Raw genomic sequence first — 15,867 nt, 5'->3', positions numbered from 1 at the left:
TACTGGTTAAAAATGAGAAGTCAGACATGTTTTGTATGTTGTAATGGAATGATTATTTGTAATGGATTTTGTGTTTTTTGTAAATGTCATGTTGTGATGGACGTGTGCATACTCCCAATCATGATCATTAAAATTTATATTTCGGGGAGGGAGAAGTGGAACGACATCGAACAAATTGACGAAACGAAAGCTACTAGCTACTTGTAGTTTATAATAATTTCGAAAAGCGATATCTCCTACTTTTGGAGAAGCGAATGTATAAAGTCCATACTGTGCGAAGGCAGTATTTATACGTGCATCTAATATGTGTAATGTGGCAAGCGCGCCACCTAGACTATGCCCAGTAGCTAGCAGTTTTTTATGTGCTGGCAATGATACGAGCATATCCATAATAGAATCACGACAAGACTCATAAATAGAGAGAAAACCGTTATGGACATTTCCGCCATTTAAAGCATAAGGATAAGGTTTTTGATTGACGAGAGAATCAATAATCCAATCTGGATCTGTTTGAGTGCCTCTGAAGGCAACGATAATTGTATCCTCAGATTCTAATATAAATCCGAACCATTCTGTTGTTTGAATGGCCTTTCCTTGAAAACCTTGTACATATTGAAAACCATCTGGTATTTCGAAAATACCATTTTGTTTATATTGTTCATACGTTAACTCACAACAAGAAGCTAACAGTATGGCAGTTTCTTTATCAAAGGATAAAGGAGTACGCATTAAGGTAGCCCTCCTTAAGAAAAGGTATAGTTTAATATATGCGGTGAGGAACTTGATTCATTCTTTTGGAGGTGGGGAATAGCTTGTATCGCTTACCTAAATCAGTGGAGGAAATTATAATGTCAAAATAAAACAGTGCCTGATAAGGGCACTGTTTACTCTTTTTCATCTCAAGGAATCGACTTTTTTAGTTATTCTTAATGAACTGACGCATGCGTTAGTTGCATAAGTAAGAGGTTTGAAAAAATAGCCTGTATATATTTGAATGATGAATAACTTACCTATTTTCTTGTGTTTGTTTGCGTTACATACAGAAAAAATTCGGAAAATAAAACATATTATTTATCTGTTTGTTTTTGCTTCTTTTTCAAATACTCCGTACGCAATCTTTCAAGTTGCTGCTTTTTATCAAATTTGGCAGGCTTCTGTTTTTCATGAAACTTTGCCACAGCTACCTGACTTTTGGAATCCAATTGATATTTTCCCACTTTGTTCACCTACTTTTCTTGTCTCTAAAGAGAATCTATTCAACAAATATAATATACCTTATTTTCCTGAAGTAAACCTTATTACTTTATTTTAACTGCTTTTTCTCGTTTGTAGACGTAAATTAAAACACCCTTTCACTTCAATTACTGCAAGCAAGGGTGTTTTAATTTTATTATTTTATTAGTTGATTGCCATGCCCACATAAGGGCACAGTTTACTCTTTCCCATCTAATAAACGACCAAGTCCACCTAATACACTACCTTCACCGCTGCCTTGCGCTGCTGGGCTTGTCAGGCGTGCTGCTAAGCGGCTAAGTGTTAAGGACTGAATCCAAACTGTTCCAGGTCCTTCTAACGTTGCGAAGAATAAACCCTCACCGCCAAATAGAGCTGTTTTTACTTTTCCAACGAACTCGACGTCGTAGTTAACGTCTTTTGTCATGGCAACGAGACAGCCTGTATCGATGCGAAGTTTTTCACCAGGTTTTAGTTCACGCTTATATACAGTTCCGCCTGCATGCATGAAAGCAAGTCCATCACCTTCGAGTTTTTGCATGATGAAACCTTCACCGCCGAAGAAACCAGTTCCGATTTTTTTCGTAAACTCGATTCCGATAGAAACGCCTTTTGCTGCACAAAGAAATGCATCTTTTTGACAAACTACTTTTCCTTGATATTCTGTTAAATCTACAGGAATAATTTTACCTGGATAAGGGGCAGCAAATGATACGTGGCGCTTGCCGTGACCTGTATTTGTAAATACAGTCATAAACATGCTTTCACCTGTAACGAGACGCTTACCAGCGCCCATTAATTTTCCGAATAAACCTCCAGATGGGCCAGAACCATCACCGAAGATTGTTTCCATTTCTATGTAATCTTCCATCATCATCATTGCGCCAGCTTCTGCGATCACGCTTTCTTCTGGATCTAACTCAATTTCAACAAACTGCATATCATCGCCGTATAACTTATACTCGATTTCGTGTGCTCTCATTTTTTTTCACCTCGTATGTAATAGATACTTATATTGTACAGAATTTAACAGGATTAGAATACTTTAGTTTTGTTAATTTTTAAATAAAGTGGGAGTATCGAAACTGATTATCAGCTCCCACCAATTGAGCTGTCCGCAAATGGCGGGATAAAATATGAATATGGAAATTCAACATTATATTAAAATTATAAAAAAATGGTGGAATGAAAGTGTTCTCATTTGACGTTTTGGATATAGCGTGATATAGTGAAATCACTATTGAGCTACATAATGTGGTACGGAAATAAAGCACGTTGAATTAAAGGCTGTAAGCTTGTTATACATTCATGTCCTTTATATCCACCTTTTCATGTGGATTCATAGTTTCATTTTTATTTAGGAGGTACATGACATGCAAACAGGTAAAGTTAAATGGTTTAACAGCGAAAAAGGTTTCGGTTTCATCGAAGTTGAAGGTGGAGACGATGTATTCGTTCACTTCTCAGCTATCCAAGGTGACGGATTCAAAACTTTAGAAGAAGGTCAAGAAGTTTCTTTCGAAATCGTTGAAGGTAACCGTGGACCACAAGCTGCTAACGTTACAAAAAACTAATTAGCTAGCGATAAAAAGCATTCCGATTTTCGGAATGCTTTTTTTTATTCTTTGGAGCTCGACTCATTTGAAGATAATTCACCTTTGAAGGTACGTTCTTCAAAATCATCAAGCATTTGTTCATATTCTTCATGCTCTTCTGTAGCGAAAACTTGTGGGTTTTTCCCGTACATATCCGTACCGATAAAGTTTTCAAAATCCTCCACGTAGCCTACGTTTTCTTCACTATTCACGTACATGCCATTATAGTTTTTTGAATCTTGTCTTTCTAAATCGGACGGTGTTTCAGACGTTCCGTAATTTGCGACATCTTGCCACGCATCTTCCGCATCGTACTCAACAGAATGATCCTCATCATGCTTGTGAAAAGAAGGGGATAACACTTCTTCTTCAACTGGTCGTGTATTCATATTTAACTTATTTGTCGCGTGCTGGATGCATGTTGTAGCAGTCGGCATTGCTTCCAATCTTTCAAATGGAATTTCTTCGCCAGACACTTCGCAAATGCCGTACGTACCTGCTTCTATTTTTTGCAGGGCATGTTTCGTATCCGCTAGTTGTTTATGCCAAAGTTCAATAAGCCCGAAGTCTTTTTCACGTTCATATAGCTCTGTTGCCATATCAGCTGGATGATTATCGTAGCTAGATAATTCCCCAACGGAATCACGTTCAGATGCACGATCTTCATTTTCATGTGTTTGTATCGTTTGCTCTAGTTCTTGTTTTTGCTTTTCTAAAACAGATTTAAATTGATTTATTTGTTGTGGAGTTAACATAGTCGTCCACCTTCCTACAATTCAGTTTCTTTACATAGTATGAGCGTTGCGAGGAGGAATTATGAGCTGAAATTGGTATATGAAAAAGGAGCCACATTAGCAGCTCCTTTTAAAGGAAATATCCAAGTAATAATCCGATTCCCATGAGGAGACCGAAGATTGTGTTTGTTTTTGCTGTTGCTATCATCGCAGGTACCATTTCCATTGGAATGCTTTTGCCGATAAAGCCTTTCGTCGCTTTAAATGCTTTCGGTGCACTTAAAAATACGATAAGCATCCATGGTGATACGATGCCCACGATAATTAAAGCAATTGTCCAAATATAGGAAACGATGAACATAGAAGCGAGTACACCAACGGCTCTTTCACGTCCAACGAGAATGGCTAACGTTTTACGACCGTTTTCTTTATCGTCATCTAAGTCACGGATGTTATTCGCTAGTAAAATGGCACCAATTAAAATGGAGCTTGGAATAGATAGTAAAATGACTTCCGATGTTACAGCCCCAGTTTGAATAAAGAATGAAATCCCGATAATAATGACACCCATAAACAATCCGGCTGTTAACTCTCCAAATGGTGTATACGCAATGGGAAGTGGGCCGCCTGTATAAAGGTAAGCAACGGCCATACAAACAAGACCGATTGCAGCAAGCCACCAGCTAGAATTCATACAAATATAAACACCTAATAGTATTGCGATGCCGAAAAATCCAAATGCTAAGTTAAGCACTGTTTTTGGCTGAATGCCATCGCGAACGATAGCGCCGCCGATACCGACTGAACCTTCGTGATCGAGCCCTCTTTTATAATCAAAGTATTCATTAAACATGTTTGTTGCTGCCTGAATGAGAAGACAAGCAAGAAGCATTATAAGGAAAAGAGGGAGATGTATTTGATTTATACCTCCGACCTGCATTGCATAGGCTGTTCCGATGAAAACAGGAACGAAAGCTGCTGTTAATGTATGGGGACGTAGTAAACTCCACCAAATGCGCCAGCCTGTTTGCTTACTTGGCTTTGGCGCCGTAGGAGAGGAATTCGTTTTGACGTTCATTTCCATGTTGAATCCTCCTTTGGTCACATATTGTACACAACTAAGTGTAGAAAAAGCATCATTTAGTGTCAACGTTTATTTTCTAGGAAGAGAAGGTGAATTTCTCAGAAATGCTAAACGTTGACAGGCCTTTCGTTTGAGGTGTATCTTAAAATCAAGCGTAATTATGACTATTTTTCGCCCATAGGGGGGAGACAATTGTGATTCAAACGAAACAAATAGGCTTGCAAGAAGTTCTAAGTGCGGCCATTAAGCGTGCAACTGATGAAAAAATATTGGTGAGCTTCGTAAAACAAATAGACTGGATGGATCCGCTTCTGTTTTATGCAGCAGGAAAAAGGATTGCATTCGAAAATAGATGTTATTTTGCAGACCCAGCTCAGCATGTAATATTTGCTGGAATTGGTTCTGTTTTCACTATAGCAACTGCTTCTCACAAACGCTTTCAAACTGCTCGTGACGAGTGGGATAAAGTAAAAGAGAAAGCATTTGTACAAAGGGAAAAATACGAATTTGGAACAGGTCCTCTTTTATTTGGCGGGTTTTCATTTGACCAAGAAAAAGAGAAAACAGATTTATGGAAAGAATTTGATGATACGACATTTTCACTACCAGCATTTTTATTAACTGTAAAAAATGAAAAAGCATGGTTAACAATGAATACATTCGTTTCAGCAACAGATTGTGCAGAAACTCTTTATAACGAAATTGTTTCTTTAGAAGAGAAAATTTTTGAGAAGAGTAAATGTGCACTACAAGGATCGAAATTAACAGTTACTTCTAAAGTAGAAGTGGATCCGAAAGGCTGGATGAAGGCTATTGAGAAAGTGCAAGATGAGATGAAGCAGGGGAACGTGCAGAAGGTTGTATTAGCGAGGGAGCTAAAAGTAGAGATGGATCATCATATTGATTCTGCGCTTGTTTTAGAAGCACTTCGCATTGGGCAACCGGATTGTTACGTATTTTCTTTTGATTATAAAGGAGCATGCTTCTTAGGAGCGACGCCAGAGAGATTAATTCGCAAAGAAGATGAGAAGTTTACTTCAATGTGTCTTGCTGGTTCAACTGGTCATGGTCAATCTATAGAAGAAAGTAAGCGAAATAGTGATGCGCTTCTTCATGATGAAAAGAATTTAGCTGAACACGGTTATGTTGTGAACATGATCAGGTCGGTATTAAATGAGCACTGCGAATACGTTAATATTCCAGAAAGTCCAGGTTTATTAACAACGAAAAATTTAATTCATTTATATACGCCTGTAGAGGCAAAAGGCGATGCGAGTCTTTTAACGATGGTAGAAGAATTACATCCAACACCAGCTCTTGGCGGGACACCTCGTTTAGAAGCGATGAAATTAATTCGTGATGTTGAATTGCTAGATAGAGGATTATATGGTGCACCGATTGGCTGGATAGATGATGAAGGAAATGGTGAATTTGCGGTTGCACTTCGCTGCGGATTATTAAATGGCGAGAAGGCATCCTTATTTGCCGGTTGCGGGATTGTAATTGATTCAGTACCGCAACTTGAATATGAAGAAACAAGTTTGAAGTTTAGACCGATGCTTGGTGCTTTGGAGGAATTAATGAAATGAACAATCATATAGAAGCATTATCATATTATTTAGGCGCGTTCGTGGATGAACTGACGCGTCTAAATGTATGTGATGTTGTCATTAGTCCAGGCTCACGGTCAACGCCGATTGCTCTACTAATGGAACAACACGAAGGAATGAACACATATTTACATGTAGATGAAAGATCTGCAGGATTTTTTGCGCTCGGTATCGCAAAAGCGAAAAAACGTCCGGTTGCATTATTATGTACGTCAGGAACGGCAGCAGCGAACTACTATCCAGCTGTATGTGAAGCTTTCCATTCACGAGTGCCGCTTATCGTCTTAACGGCAGATAGGCCGCATGAATTAAGAGATGTCGGTGCACCACAAGCGATGAATCAATTTAATTTATACGGTACTTTTGTGAAACAATTTACAGAGATGGCACTGCCAGAAGCAAGTGAAACGATGTATCATTATGCTCGTATGACGACGCAGCGCACGATAGCAAATGCTTGTTTAGCGCCGCAGGGTCCTGTTCATCTTAATTTTCCAGTTCGCGAGCCACTTATACCTGATTTCTCACTAGAAAGCTTATGGGATAAAGGACGTAGTGAATATACAGGAGTAGTTCAACAAGGAAACGCGGTGATGCCGAGTGAATATGTAGATTCTCTTGTAGGGCGCCTTTCACATATGGAAAAGGGGCTTATTATTTGTGGAGATGATAGTCATGCAGAAATCGCAATGTTTGCGGTAGAATTAGCTGAAAAAACTGGCTATCCTATATTAGCAGACCCACTTTCTAATATTCGTAGCGGACACCACGATAAAACGATGGTAATTGACTGTTATGATACATTTTTACGAAATGAACAGTTAAAAGAAACATGGAAACCGGATGTTTTAATTCGCTTTGGTGGTATGCCTGTTTCTAAATCGTTAACGCAGTTCATAAAAAAACAAACGAAAGCAGTTCATATCGTTGTCGATGAATCAGGACAATGGAGAGACCCAGCTCTTGTTGCGACAGAAGTTGTGCAAGCAAGTGACATTGAATTCTGCAAGGCATTAATAGAAAAAATGCCAGTTATGAAAAAGAATGATTGGTTCCGAATGTGGCAACATATAAACGAAAAAACGAAGGAAACGCTTCGTGAAATGGAAACATATGAAACTGCATTTGAAGGAAAGGTTATTACAGATATTGTGCGCGTATTACCAGAAGACGCAACATTATTTGCGAGCAATAGTATGCCAATTCGTGATACAGACTCATTCTTCTTCACATCGGATAAAAACATCCATGTGATGGCAAACCGCGGTGTAAATGGTATTGATGGAATCATTTCGACAGCTCTAGGAGCGAGCGTTATTTGTGACCCACTTGTATTAGTGATTGGTGATTTATCATTTTATCACGATTTAAATGGACTGTTAGCAGCAAAATTACACGAATTAAATATAACGATTGTCGTTGTAAATAATGATGGTGGCGGTATTTTCTCATTCTTACCACAATATGAGAAAAAGGAACACTTCGAATCGTTATTTGGAACACCGATTGGGCTTGATTATGAACATGTTGTCAAAATGTATGGCGGTTCATTTAGTCGTGTAAATGGTTGGGAGCAATTCCGAGAAGAGGTACAAAAAGGAACAAGGGCGGAAGGTTTACACGTTGTAGAAATTTGTACGAACCGTGATGAAAACTTAACATTGCATCGTAAATTATGGGCAAAAACGCAGGACGTAATTACTGCATCGTTGCAAGGTGAATCAAAATGAACGTAACACTGCAAGGTGTATCGTATGAATATGAAGTAGTCGGAAGCGGGGAACCACTTCTACTTCTTCATGGTTTTACGGGAAGCATGGAAACGTGGCGTTCTTTCGTTCCTTCTTGGAGCGAGCAATTTCAAGTCATTTTAGTAGACATTGTTGGGCACGGAAAAACAGAAAGCCCTGAAGATGTGACGCATTATGATATTCGAAATGTAGCATTGCAAATGAAAGAACTACTAGATTATCTTCATATTGAAAAAGCGCACATACTCGGCTATTCAATGGGCGGTAGACTGGCAATTACGATGGCATGTCTATATCCAGAATATGTACATTCTCTTTTATTAGAAAATTGTACAGCTGGGCTTGAAAGGGAAGATGAGCGGGAAGAACGCTGTGAAAAAGATGAGCGACTTGCTCACAAAATTGAGCGAGAAGGCATCGAAAGTTTTGTAACAATGTGGGAAAATATTCCGCTATTTGAAAGGCAAAAAAGTTTAGAACAAAACGTACAAGAAGCAGTGCGAAAAGAAAGACTTGCTAACAATCCAAAAGGGCTCGCAAATAGCTTGCGCGGCATGGGAACAGGGGCTCAGCCTTCTTGGTGGAATGAGCTGCAAAACTTAAAAATGCCTGTTCTTTTAATGAACGGGGAGCATGATGAAAAGTTCTTTCGCATATTAAAAAACATCGAAAAATGCGTCTCTGACGCGAAATTTGTCAAAATTGATGGTGCTGGCCATGCAATTCATGTGGAACAACCGGAAAAGTTTGATACAATAGTAAAGGGATTTCTAAAAACTATGCAGTGATGCTTTTTTCAGTTAAGAATGAAGTTACACTTATAGAGGAGATCAGAAATATACAAGGAGGTAGTTGTAATGGCTATTGAATGGGTAAAAGAAGGCAATTACGAAGATATTATTTATTCAACATACAATGGTATCGCAAAGATTTCGATTAACCGCCCTGAAGTACATAACGCATTCCGTCCTAAAACGGTAATGGAGTTAATCGACGCTTTTGCACATGCTCGTGATGATGCAAATGTTGGCGTTATCATTTTAACAGGTGAAGGTGGACGTGCATTCTGTTCTGGCGGCGACCAAAAAGTTCGCGGTCATGGTGGATATGTAGGTGACGACCAAATCCCTCGTTTAAATGTATTAGATTTACAACGTCTAATTCGCGCAATTCCTAAACCAGTTATCGCAATGGTAGCAGGTTATGCAATCGGTGGAGGACACGTACTTCATATCGTATGTGATTTAACAATCGCTGCAGACAATGCTGTATTTGGACAAACAGGTCCTAAAGTAGGAAGCTTTGACGGTGGATACGGAGCTGGTTACTTAGCTCGTATGGTAGGACACAAGAAAGCTCGCGAAATTTGGTACCTATGCCGCCAATATAACGCACAAGAAGCGCTTGATATGGGCTTAGTAAACACAGTAGTACCATTAGAACAACTTGAAGCAGAAACAGTACAATGGGCAGAAGAAATTTTAGCAAACAGCCCAATGGCACTTCGCTTCCTAAAAGCTGCATTCAACGCAGACACAGACGGTCTAGCTGGTATTCAACAACTAGCTGGAGATGCAACGTTATTGTACTACACAACTGACGAAGCAAAAGAAGGTCGCGACGCATTCAAAGAAAAACGCAGTCCGGACTTCGGTCAATTCCCTCGTTTCCCGTGATCAAACCAAAAGCGGAGCCGACTGCTTAGCCCCGCTGGCTAAGGTTCTTTCGCACAGAAAGTGTTTTTTACTTTCTCGTGCGGAAGGTTCTTAGACGGAAGGGGCTAGGAGGCGCAGCTAGATGTAACCAAAAGCGAAAGTAGCTCGTTCAGAATGTGAGGGGGATGGAGCTTCTGACGTAGAGGCGCTTTTTGCCTCGTAGGAAGAAGTGAAGCCACCGAACATTCTAGCTGCTGTAGCTAGATGAAACCAAAAGCGGAAGCAGCTTGCTTAGAACAAGAGGGCGTTGGAACTCCTGACGAAGAGGCGCTTTTTGCCTCGTAGGAAGGCGTGAAACGACCGACTGTTCTAGCCGCTGTAACTAGATGAGATTAACCGGAAACAAAACAACTAAGAGACTTGATGTCATATCAAGTCTCTTTCTTTCATGAAAGGAGAATGAATGATGGAGACGATGCCAAATTGGTTAATGCAACGTGCATTTTTAACACCAGATCGCACTGCAATTGAAATAGAGGAAGAGAAAGTTACTTTTATGCAGCTGCATGAAAAAGTAGTATCTGTTTGTGAACACCTCACGCATGTTGGAGTGAAGCGTGGGCAAAAGGTGGCTGTTCTGATGAAAAATGGTATGGAGATGATTACAGTTATTCACGCCCTATCTTACGTAGGTGCAGTAGCTGTGCTTTTAAATACGCGTCTTTCAAGAGAAGAGCTACTTTGGCAAATGGATGATGCTGAAGTTATTTGTTTAGTGACGGATCAAGATTTTGAGGCTAAAGATATTCCTGTATATTCATTCGCCGAAGTGATGAATGGACCAAAAGAGGAAGCCTCTATACAAGAAGAGTTTTCTTTAGAAGAAGCGATGACAATTATTTATACGTCTGGGACGACAGGGAAACCGAAAGGCGTTATTTTAACGTACGGGAATCACTGGTCAAGCGCGGTTGGCTCTGCGCTTAACTTAGGCCTTCGTGATGACGATTGCTGGTTAGCTTGTATGCCGATGTTCCACGTTGGCGGGCTATCTCTTTTAATGAAAAATATTATGTATGGCATGCGCATTTTACTCGTTCCGAAATATGATGCTGATTTTATTCATAAAGCACTTCAAACGAGAGGCGTTACGATTATTTCTGTCGTTTCTAAAATGTTGACTGATTTATTAGAGAGACTTGGAGAAGGGGCATACCCATCTTCTTTAAGATGCATGTTACTTGGTGGAGGACCAGCGCCGAAACCACTATTAGAAACGTGTGTAGATAAAGGAATTCCTGTATATCAAACGTACGGTATGACAGAAACGTCTTCACAAATTTGTACGTTATCAGCTGATTACATGTTAACGAAAGTAGGATCAGCCGGAAAACCACTATTTCAGTGCCAACTCCGTATTGAAAAAGATGGCGTAGTAGTGTCGCCATTTGCGGAAGGTGAGATCGTAGTAAAAGGACCAAACGTAACAGGCGGTTATTTTAACCGCGAAGATGCGACGCGCGAAACAATTCAAAACGGATGGCTTCATACTGGTGACCTCGGTTATTTAGACGAAGAAGGATTTTTATACGTATTAGATCGACGCAGTGATTTAATTATTTCTGGCGGAGAGAATATATATCCGGCTCAAATTGAAGAAGTGTTGCTTTCTCATCCGATGGTTGCGGAAGCAGGTGTGGTCGGGATGACTGACGATAAATGGGGACAAGTACCGGCTGCTTTTGTTGTAAAAAATGGAGAAGTAACAGAAGAAGAAATTCTTCATTTTTGCGAGGAGAAATTAGCGAAATATAAAGTGCCGAAAAAAGCATGTTTCTTAGAGGAATTACCACGAAACGCTTCGAAAAAATTGTTAAGACGAGAGTTAAGACAATTAGTGGAGGAGATGTAGGTGGAAATAAAAAAAGCGACGCTACATATAACGGAAATGCCACTCGTAATCCCGTTTGCTGCAAGCTACGGGACGTATAAAAAGCGTGAAAGTATCGTTATTGAATTAGAAGATACGGACGGATACATTGGATTTGGCGAAGTCGTTGCGTTTTCTGAACCGTGGTACACGGAAGAAACAGTGAAGACAGCGCTACATGTACTTCAAGATTTTTTATTACCGGATTTATTAAAGGCGGAGATTTCTCATCCGAATGAAGTACCTGGTTTGTTCAAACATATAAAGAGAAACCGAATGGCAAAGGCCGGAATAGAGGGGGCTGTTTGGGATTTATATGCGAAGCGCCAAAAGAAATCGCTAGCGACAGTACTTGGCGGAACTAGTGATGAAATTGAAGTCGGCGTTGTAATTGGCCTTAATACGATTCCAGTTATGTTAAAACAAATCGAGAAGTATGCAGAAGAAGGATACGAGCGTTTTAAAGTGAAAATAAAGCCAGAGCATGATTACGAATTATTGAAAGAGATTCGAAAAGAGTTTCCGTATATCCCGCTAATGGCAGATGCAAATTCAGCATATACATTAGGGGATACGGAGAGGCTGAAACGACTAGATGAATTCCAATTAATGATGATTGAACAACCGTTAGCCGATTATGATTTTCTTGATCACGCGGAGTTGCAAAAGAAAATTGAAACGCCCATTTGTTTAGATGAAAGTATTCATAGTTTAGAAGATGCACGCGTTGCGATTACCCTTGGTAGCTGCCAAATTGTGAACATTAAACCAGGGCGAGTGGGCGGATTAACAGAATCGGTTCAAATCCATAATTATTGCATGGAGCATAACATATCAGTTTGGTGCGGCGGTATGGTAGAGATGGGGATTTCACGAGCGCAAAATGTTGCCCTTGCTTCACTGCCGAACTTTACGATTCCAGGTGATATATCTGCTTCTAGTAGGCACTGGGAGAGGGATATTATTTCGCCGGAAGTGATGCTTGAGAGCGGGAAAGTGATGGTGCCGCAAAGTGTTGAAGCTGAGTATGAAGTAGATCGCGGAAGGCTGGCGGAGATTACGAAGCAGCGGCTTGCTTTGGAGCGGTAAATTGAGTCTTTAAAATAGCGGGCGAATTTCGTCGTTAATTGTCGGTAAGTCGATATATTTCAATAATCGCTAATATAATTTGAGTTACGGTCGATATAATTTTATTTACTAAGGTTACTCCCGTGAGTAGCCTTTTCTTATTGTACAAATTGGATAGACTAGTTTACAATCGAGCGTATAAAGTGAAACTTTAATCAGTGGGGCATCCCCACTGATTATTAGTTGAACCAATCGGGCTTTTATGGGCAGTTGATCTTCCACCTAACTTCTTTGATTCACCCGAATTTTGAGGTGGGAGTCTTACTGCCCGCAAATAGCGGGGTAAAGGGGGAGTAAAATGAAGCGCATTTCAATTTTAATAGCGGATGATGAGGCAGAAATTGCTGATTTAATTGAGATACATTTAGAAAAAGAAGGGTACCACGTCGTGAAAGCAGCTGATGGAGAAGAGGCAATTCATGTTATTGAAACGCAGCCAATCGATTTAGTGGTTTTAGATATTATGATGCCGAAAATGGATGGGTATGAAGTGACGCGCCAAATTCGTGCGAAGCATCATATGCCAATCATTTTCTTAAGTGCGAAAACGTCTGATTTTGATAAGGTGACAGGTTTAGTATTAGGCGCAGATGATTATATGACGAAGCCTTTTACACCGATTGAATTAGTTGCACGTGTAAATGCACAATTACGCCGATTTCTTACGTTAAATCAGCCGAAAGTAGCGGAGAATAAATCAGCTTTAGAGGTAGGCGGAGTCGTTATTGATCCGGAGCGAAGAACGGTAAATGTGTACGGAGAACAAGTTGAATTAACACCGAAAGAGTTTGATATTTTATATTTATTAGCGAGCCATCCGAAGAAAGTGTACAATGTGGAAAATATTTTTCAGCAAGTATGGGCGGATGATTATTATGAAGGCGGAAATACAGTTATGGTACATATTCGTACATTGAGGAAAAAACTTGGAGAAGATAAAAGAAAGGACAAGTTAATAAAAACAGTGTGGGGAGTAGGGTATACTTTCAATGGCTAAAAAGATGAGAAGTTTTCGTTCGAAGATGGTTATGCTATTTGCGTTAAGTATGATATTTGCTGGTGGCGTAACGTATATCATTTATCAAGGGTTACGGATTTATTACAAATTAGTCGTTCGTTATGAGGATCCGTTAGCGCAAGTGCGGTTCATGATAAAACAAATTGGGGATGTTAATTTCTTTTTAATTCTTTTCATCCCGCTATCCATTATGTTTTTCTTCTTCCTTACTAAACCATACTTAAAATACTTTGATGAGATTTCAAGCGGGATTCATCATTTGGCGAACGGAGATTTTTCAAATGAAGTGCGTATTTCATCAAACGATGAGTTTGGAGATATCGCACATGAAATAAATGTTGCGAGTGAAAAGTTAAAAGAAGCGGTGGAAAGAGGAGATTTTGCTGAAAGTAGTAAAGATCAGCTCGTTGTGAATTTAGCTCATGATTTAAGAACACCGTTAACATCCGTGTTAGGATATTTAGATTTAATTCTTAAAGATGAAAATTTAACAAAAGAACAAATTAAACATTTCTCCACAATTGCATATACAAAATCGCAAAGACTGGAAAGTTTAATTGATGAGCTATTCGAAATTACACGTATGAATTATGGCATGCTAAAGCTGGATAAAAAGCCGATTGATATAAGTGAGTTGCTTATACAGCTAGAGGAGGAATTGTATCCGTTATTAGAAAAACATCATTTAGAAGCAAGATTGAATGTGGATCCTCATTTACCGATGCACGGTGATGGAAAATTGCTAGCTAGAGTATTTGAAAACTTGTTAACAAATGCCGTACGTTACGGATATGATGGGCAATTTGTTGATATGAACGGGTATGTTGATAATGGAGAAGTTGTCGTACAAATTATGAATTACGGAGATAGCATTCCGGAAGAAGATTTACCGTATCTTTTTGATATGTTTTATACAGGTGATAAAGCAAGGTCAGAGAACCGTGGCGGGACGGGACTTGGATTATTCATTGCTAAAAATATTGTCGAGCAGCATAACGGTACGATTTCTGCTGAAAGCAATGTAGTTAGAACGATATTTGAAGTACGATTGCCAAAAGACGAGAATGTAACAATTTAATAAAAATTTAAACTTTACCCCACTTTTTATTTTAATAGTTTTTTCTATTCTATACGTAAGTTACGTTAAGGAGGAAATAGAAATGAAAAAGTGGGTATTTATTTCTTTTTTTATAGCATGCACAGTATGTGTAGGCGTTTATATATCACCGTTATTTCAAAAGGAAATCGATGTTAAAATTGTCGGAAAAGATGAGCTAGTAAAGGCGGCAAACAACGAGAGGAAAGAGATTACGAAGGAACAAATTTATAAGGGCGATTTATTATTAGTTAACAGGGATTATCCAGTAAAAAAAGATAGTATTAGGTCTGATATTATAAATGTAAATCATAATAGTGAATTAGTGAGAGGCTATGTAATATTTGATAGAAATCTTCGTTTATCAAAGGATGTTGTGAAAAAGTTTTTGAACGTTGTCGATGCGGCTGGAAAAGAAAGTGTTAACCATTTTTTGATTAGTAGTGGCTATAGAGATTTCCAAGAGCAAAAACAGTTATATGAAAAAATGGGATCTGATTATGCACTTCCAGCAGGATACAGTGAACATAATTTAGGATTATCACTGGACATTGGGTCTACTCAAAAGAAAATGGAGAAAGCGCCTGAAGGAAAATGGATTGAAGAGAACGTATGGAAGCATGGCTTTATATTACGTTATCCGAAAAATAAAAGTAACATTACTGGAATTCAATATGAGCCATGGCATATCCGTTATGTCGGCCTACCTCATAGCGCAATTATGCAAAAAAAGAATTTCACACTAGAGGAATATTTAGAGTTCTTAAAAGAGGAAAAAGAGATTTCAACTGAAGTAGAAGGTAAGAAATATACTGTTTCTTATTATAAAGTTTCTGGGAATATGAAAGTGAATGTTCCAGCAAATAAGCAGTATGCAATTTCCGGGAACAATATGGATGGGGTTATTGTGACGGTTCAGGAATAGAGAAAAAGGCTGTGCCATTTGGGACAGCCTTTTCTTATATAAGAAAGGAATTGACGTTTCTTGTCTGTAAATCGATATTCCTTGTCGAATCGTTGATATAAATTCCTA

The 15,867-nt window shown here is 39.1% G+C and carries 15 protein-coding genes; 10 read left to right on the top strand and 5 right to left on the bottom strand.

Features of this window, described 5'->3' with window-relative positions; translation table 11 throughout:
• Positions 1-6: 6 nt before the first annotated feature.
• The 3 genes from AXW78_RS23480 to AXW78_RS23470 form a co-directional block, all read right to left on the bottom strand.
• On the bottom strand, positions 7-729 hold the full coding sequence (locus tag AXW78_RS23480; RefSeq protein WP_001260134.1) for a lipase family protein: 723 nt from the start codon (positions 727-729) through the stop codon (positions 7-9).
• Positions 730-1,067: 338 nt separating this feature from the next.
• Complete coding sequence (locus AXW78_RS34520) at positions 1,068-1,217, bottom strand: hypothetical protein (protein WP_000521643.1); 150 nt, start codon at positions 1,215-1,217, stop codon at positions 1,068-1,070.
• Between the two features lie 215 nt (positions 1,218-1,432).
• On the bottom strand, positions 1,433-2,215 hold the full coding sequence (locus AXW78_RS23470) for a TIGR00266 family protein (protein ID WP_001201258.1): 783 nt from the start codon (positions 2,213-2,215) through the stop codon (positions 1,433-1,435).
• 391 nt (positions 2,216-2,606) lie between these two features.
• Here AXW78_RS23470 and cspD point away from each other — a divergent pair, with 391 nt between their 5' ends.
• Complete coding sequence (gene cspD / locus AXW78_RS23465; RefSeq protein WP_001193054.1) at positions 2,607-2,807, top strand: cold-shock protein CspD; 201 nt, start codon at positions 2,607-2,609, stop codon at positions 2,805-2,807.
• A gap of 44 nt (positions 2,808-2,851) precedes the next feature.
• On the opposite strand, the gene AXW78_RS23460 is transcribed toward cspD, so the two are convergent.
• Both AXW78_RS23460 and AXW78_RS23455 read right to left on the bottom strand, forming a co-directional pair.
• Complete coding sequence (locus AXW78_RS23460; RefSeq protein ID WP_000957367.1) at positions 2,852-3,583, bottom strand: yteA family sporulation protein; 732 nt, start codon at positions 3,581-3,583, stop codon at positions 2,852-2,854.
• Positions 3,584-3,692: 109 nt separating this feature from the next.
• On the bottom strand, positions 3,693-4,646 hold the full coding sequence (locus AXW78_RS23455) for a 1,4-dihydroxy-2-naphthoate polyprenyltransferase (RefSeq protein WP_061884702.1): 954 nt from the start codon (positions 4,644-4,646) through the stop codon (positions 3,693-3,695).
• A 194-nt stretch (positions 4,647-4,840) separates the two neighbouring features.
• On the opposite strand from AXW78_RS23455, the gene AXW78_RS23450 reads away from it, so the two are divergent.
• The 9 genes from AXW78_RS23450 to AXW78_RS23410 all read left to right on the top strand — a co-directional run bounded on the left by AXW78_RS23450 (position 4,841) and on the right by AXW78_RS23410 (position 15,759).
• A complete protein-coding gene (locus tag AXW78_RS23450) occupies positions 4,841-6,235 on the top strand; it encodes an isochorismate synthase (protein WP_000616717.1) in 1,395 nt (464 codons plus the stop codon).
• Entirely contained in the window at positions 6,232-7,986 is a 1,755-nt protein-coding gene (gene menD / locus AXW78_RS23445) for a 2-succinyl-5-enolpyruvyl-6-hydroxy-3-cyclohexene-1-carboxylic-acid synthase (protein WP_001059227.1), read from the top strand. The genes AXW78_RS23450 and menD overlap by 4 nt, the downstream gene beginning before the upstream one ends.
• Positions 7,983-8,795, top strand: coding sequence for a 2-succinyl-6-hydroxy-2,4-cyclohexadiene-1-carboxylate synthase (gene menH / locus AXW78_RS23440; protein WP_001103374.1), 813 nt, complete (start codon positions 7,983-7,985; stop codon positions 8,793-8,795). Before menD ends, menH begins: the two co-directional genes overlap by 4 nt.
• A gap of 69 nt (positions 8,796-8,864) precedes the next feature.
• Positions 8,865-9,683, top strand: coding sequence for a 1,4-dihydroxy-2-naphthoyl-CoA synthase (menB, locus tag AXW78_RS23435; RefSeq protein WP_000963875.1), 819 nt, complete (start codon positions 8,865-8,867; stop codon positions 9,681-9,683).
• 445 nt (positions 9,684-10,128) lie between these two features.
• Complete coding sequence (locus tag AXW78_RS23430) at positions 10,129-11,574, top strand: o-succinylbenzoate--CoA ligase (protein WP_000449585.1); 1,446 nt, start codon at positions 10,129-10,131, stop codon at positions 11,572-11,574.
• Positions 11,575-12,681, top strand: a complete 1,107-nt coding sequence (gene menC / locus AXW78_RS23425; protein ID WP_061884701.1) for an o-succinylbenzoate synthase — start codon at positions 11,575-11,577, stop codon at positions 12,679-12,681.
• A gap of 337 nt (positions 12,682-13,018) precedes the next feature.
• Positions 13,019-13,717, top strand: a complete 699-nt coding sequence (locus AXW78_RS23420; protein ID WP_000822498.1) for a response regulator transcription factor — start codon at positions 13,019-13,021, stop codon at positions 13,715-13,717.
• The gene (locus AXW78_RS23415) at positions 13,710-14,816 is read left to right on the top strand and encodes a HAMP domain-containing sensor histidine kinase (RefSeq protein ID WP_001085277.1); all 1,107 of its coding nucleotides are present in this window, start codon (positions 13,710-13,712) and stop codon (positions 14,814-14,816) included. The genes AXW78_RS23420 and AXW78_RS23415 overlap by 8 nt, the downstream gene beginning before the upstream one ends.
• A gap of 82 nt (positions 14,817-14,898) precedes the next feature.
• Positions 14,899-15,759, top strand: a complete 861-nt coding sequence (locus AXW78_RS23410) for a D-Ala-D-Ala carboxypeptidase VanY (RefSeq protein WP_000759398.1) — start codon at positions 14,899-14,901, stop codon at positions 15,757-15,759.
• Positions 15,760-15,867 lie beyond the last annotated feature (108 nt).

The organism is Bacillus thuringiensis (assembly GCF_001595725.1).
GTDB classification, from domain to species: domain Bacteria; phylum Bacillota; class Bacilli; order Bacillales; family Bacillaceae_G; genus Bacillus_A; species Bacillus_A thuringiensis_K.
The sequence above is the reverse complement of the archived record's forward strand: the minus strand, read 5'-3'. Positions and strand labels throughout refer to the sequence as shown.

Coding starts and splice junctions, on each gene's coding strand:
- AXW78_RS23480 (WP_001260134.1), bottom strand. CDS start 729: ATGCGTACTCCTTTATCCTTTGATAAAGAAACTGCCATACTGTTAGCT.
- AXW78_RS23470 (WP_001201258.1), bottom strand. CDS start 2,215: ATGAGAGCACACGAAATCGAGTATAAGTTATACGGCGATGATATGCAG.
- cspD (WP_001193054.1), top strand. CDS start 2,607: ATGCAAACAGGTAAAGTTAAATGGTTTAACAGCGAAAAAGGTTTCGGT.
- AXW78_RS23460 (WP_000957367.1), bottom strand. CDS start 3,583: ATGTTAACTCCACAACAAATAAATCAATTTAAATCTGTTTTAGAAAAG.
- AXW78_RS23455 (WP_061884702.1), bottom strand. CDS start 4,646: ATGGAAATGAACGTCAAAACGAATTCCTCTCCTACGGCGCCAAAGCCA.
- menD (WP_001059227.1), top strand. CDS start 6,232: ATGAACAATCATATAGAAGCATTATCATATTATTTAGGCGCGTTCGTG.
- menH (WP_001103374.1), top strand. CDS start 7,983: ATGAACGTAACACTGCAAGGTGTATCGTATGAATATGAAGTAGTCGGA.
- menB (WP_000963875.1), top strand. CDS start 8,865: ATGGCTATTGAATGGGTAAAAGAAGGCAATTACGAAGATATTATTTAT.
- AXW78_RS23430 (WP_000449585.1), top strand. CDS start 10,129: ATGGAGACGATGCCAAATTGGTTAATGCAACGTGCATTTTTAACACCA.
- AXW78_RS23420 (WP_000822498.1), top strand. CDS start 13,019: ATGAAGCGCATTTCAATTTTAATAGCGGATGATGAGGCAGAAATTGCT.
- AXW78_RS23415 (WP_001085277.1), top strand. CDS start 13,710: ATGGCTAAAAAGATGAGAAGTTTTCGTTCGAAGATGGTTATGCTATTT.
- AXW78_RS23410 (WP_000759398.1), top strand. CDS start 14,899: ATGAAAAAGTGGGTATTTATTTCTTTTTTTATAGCATGCACAGTATGT.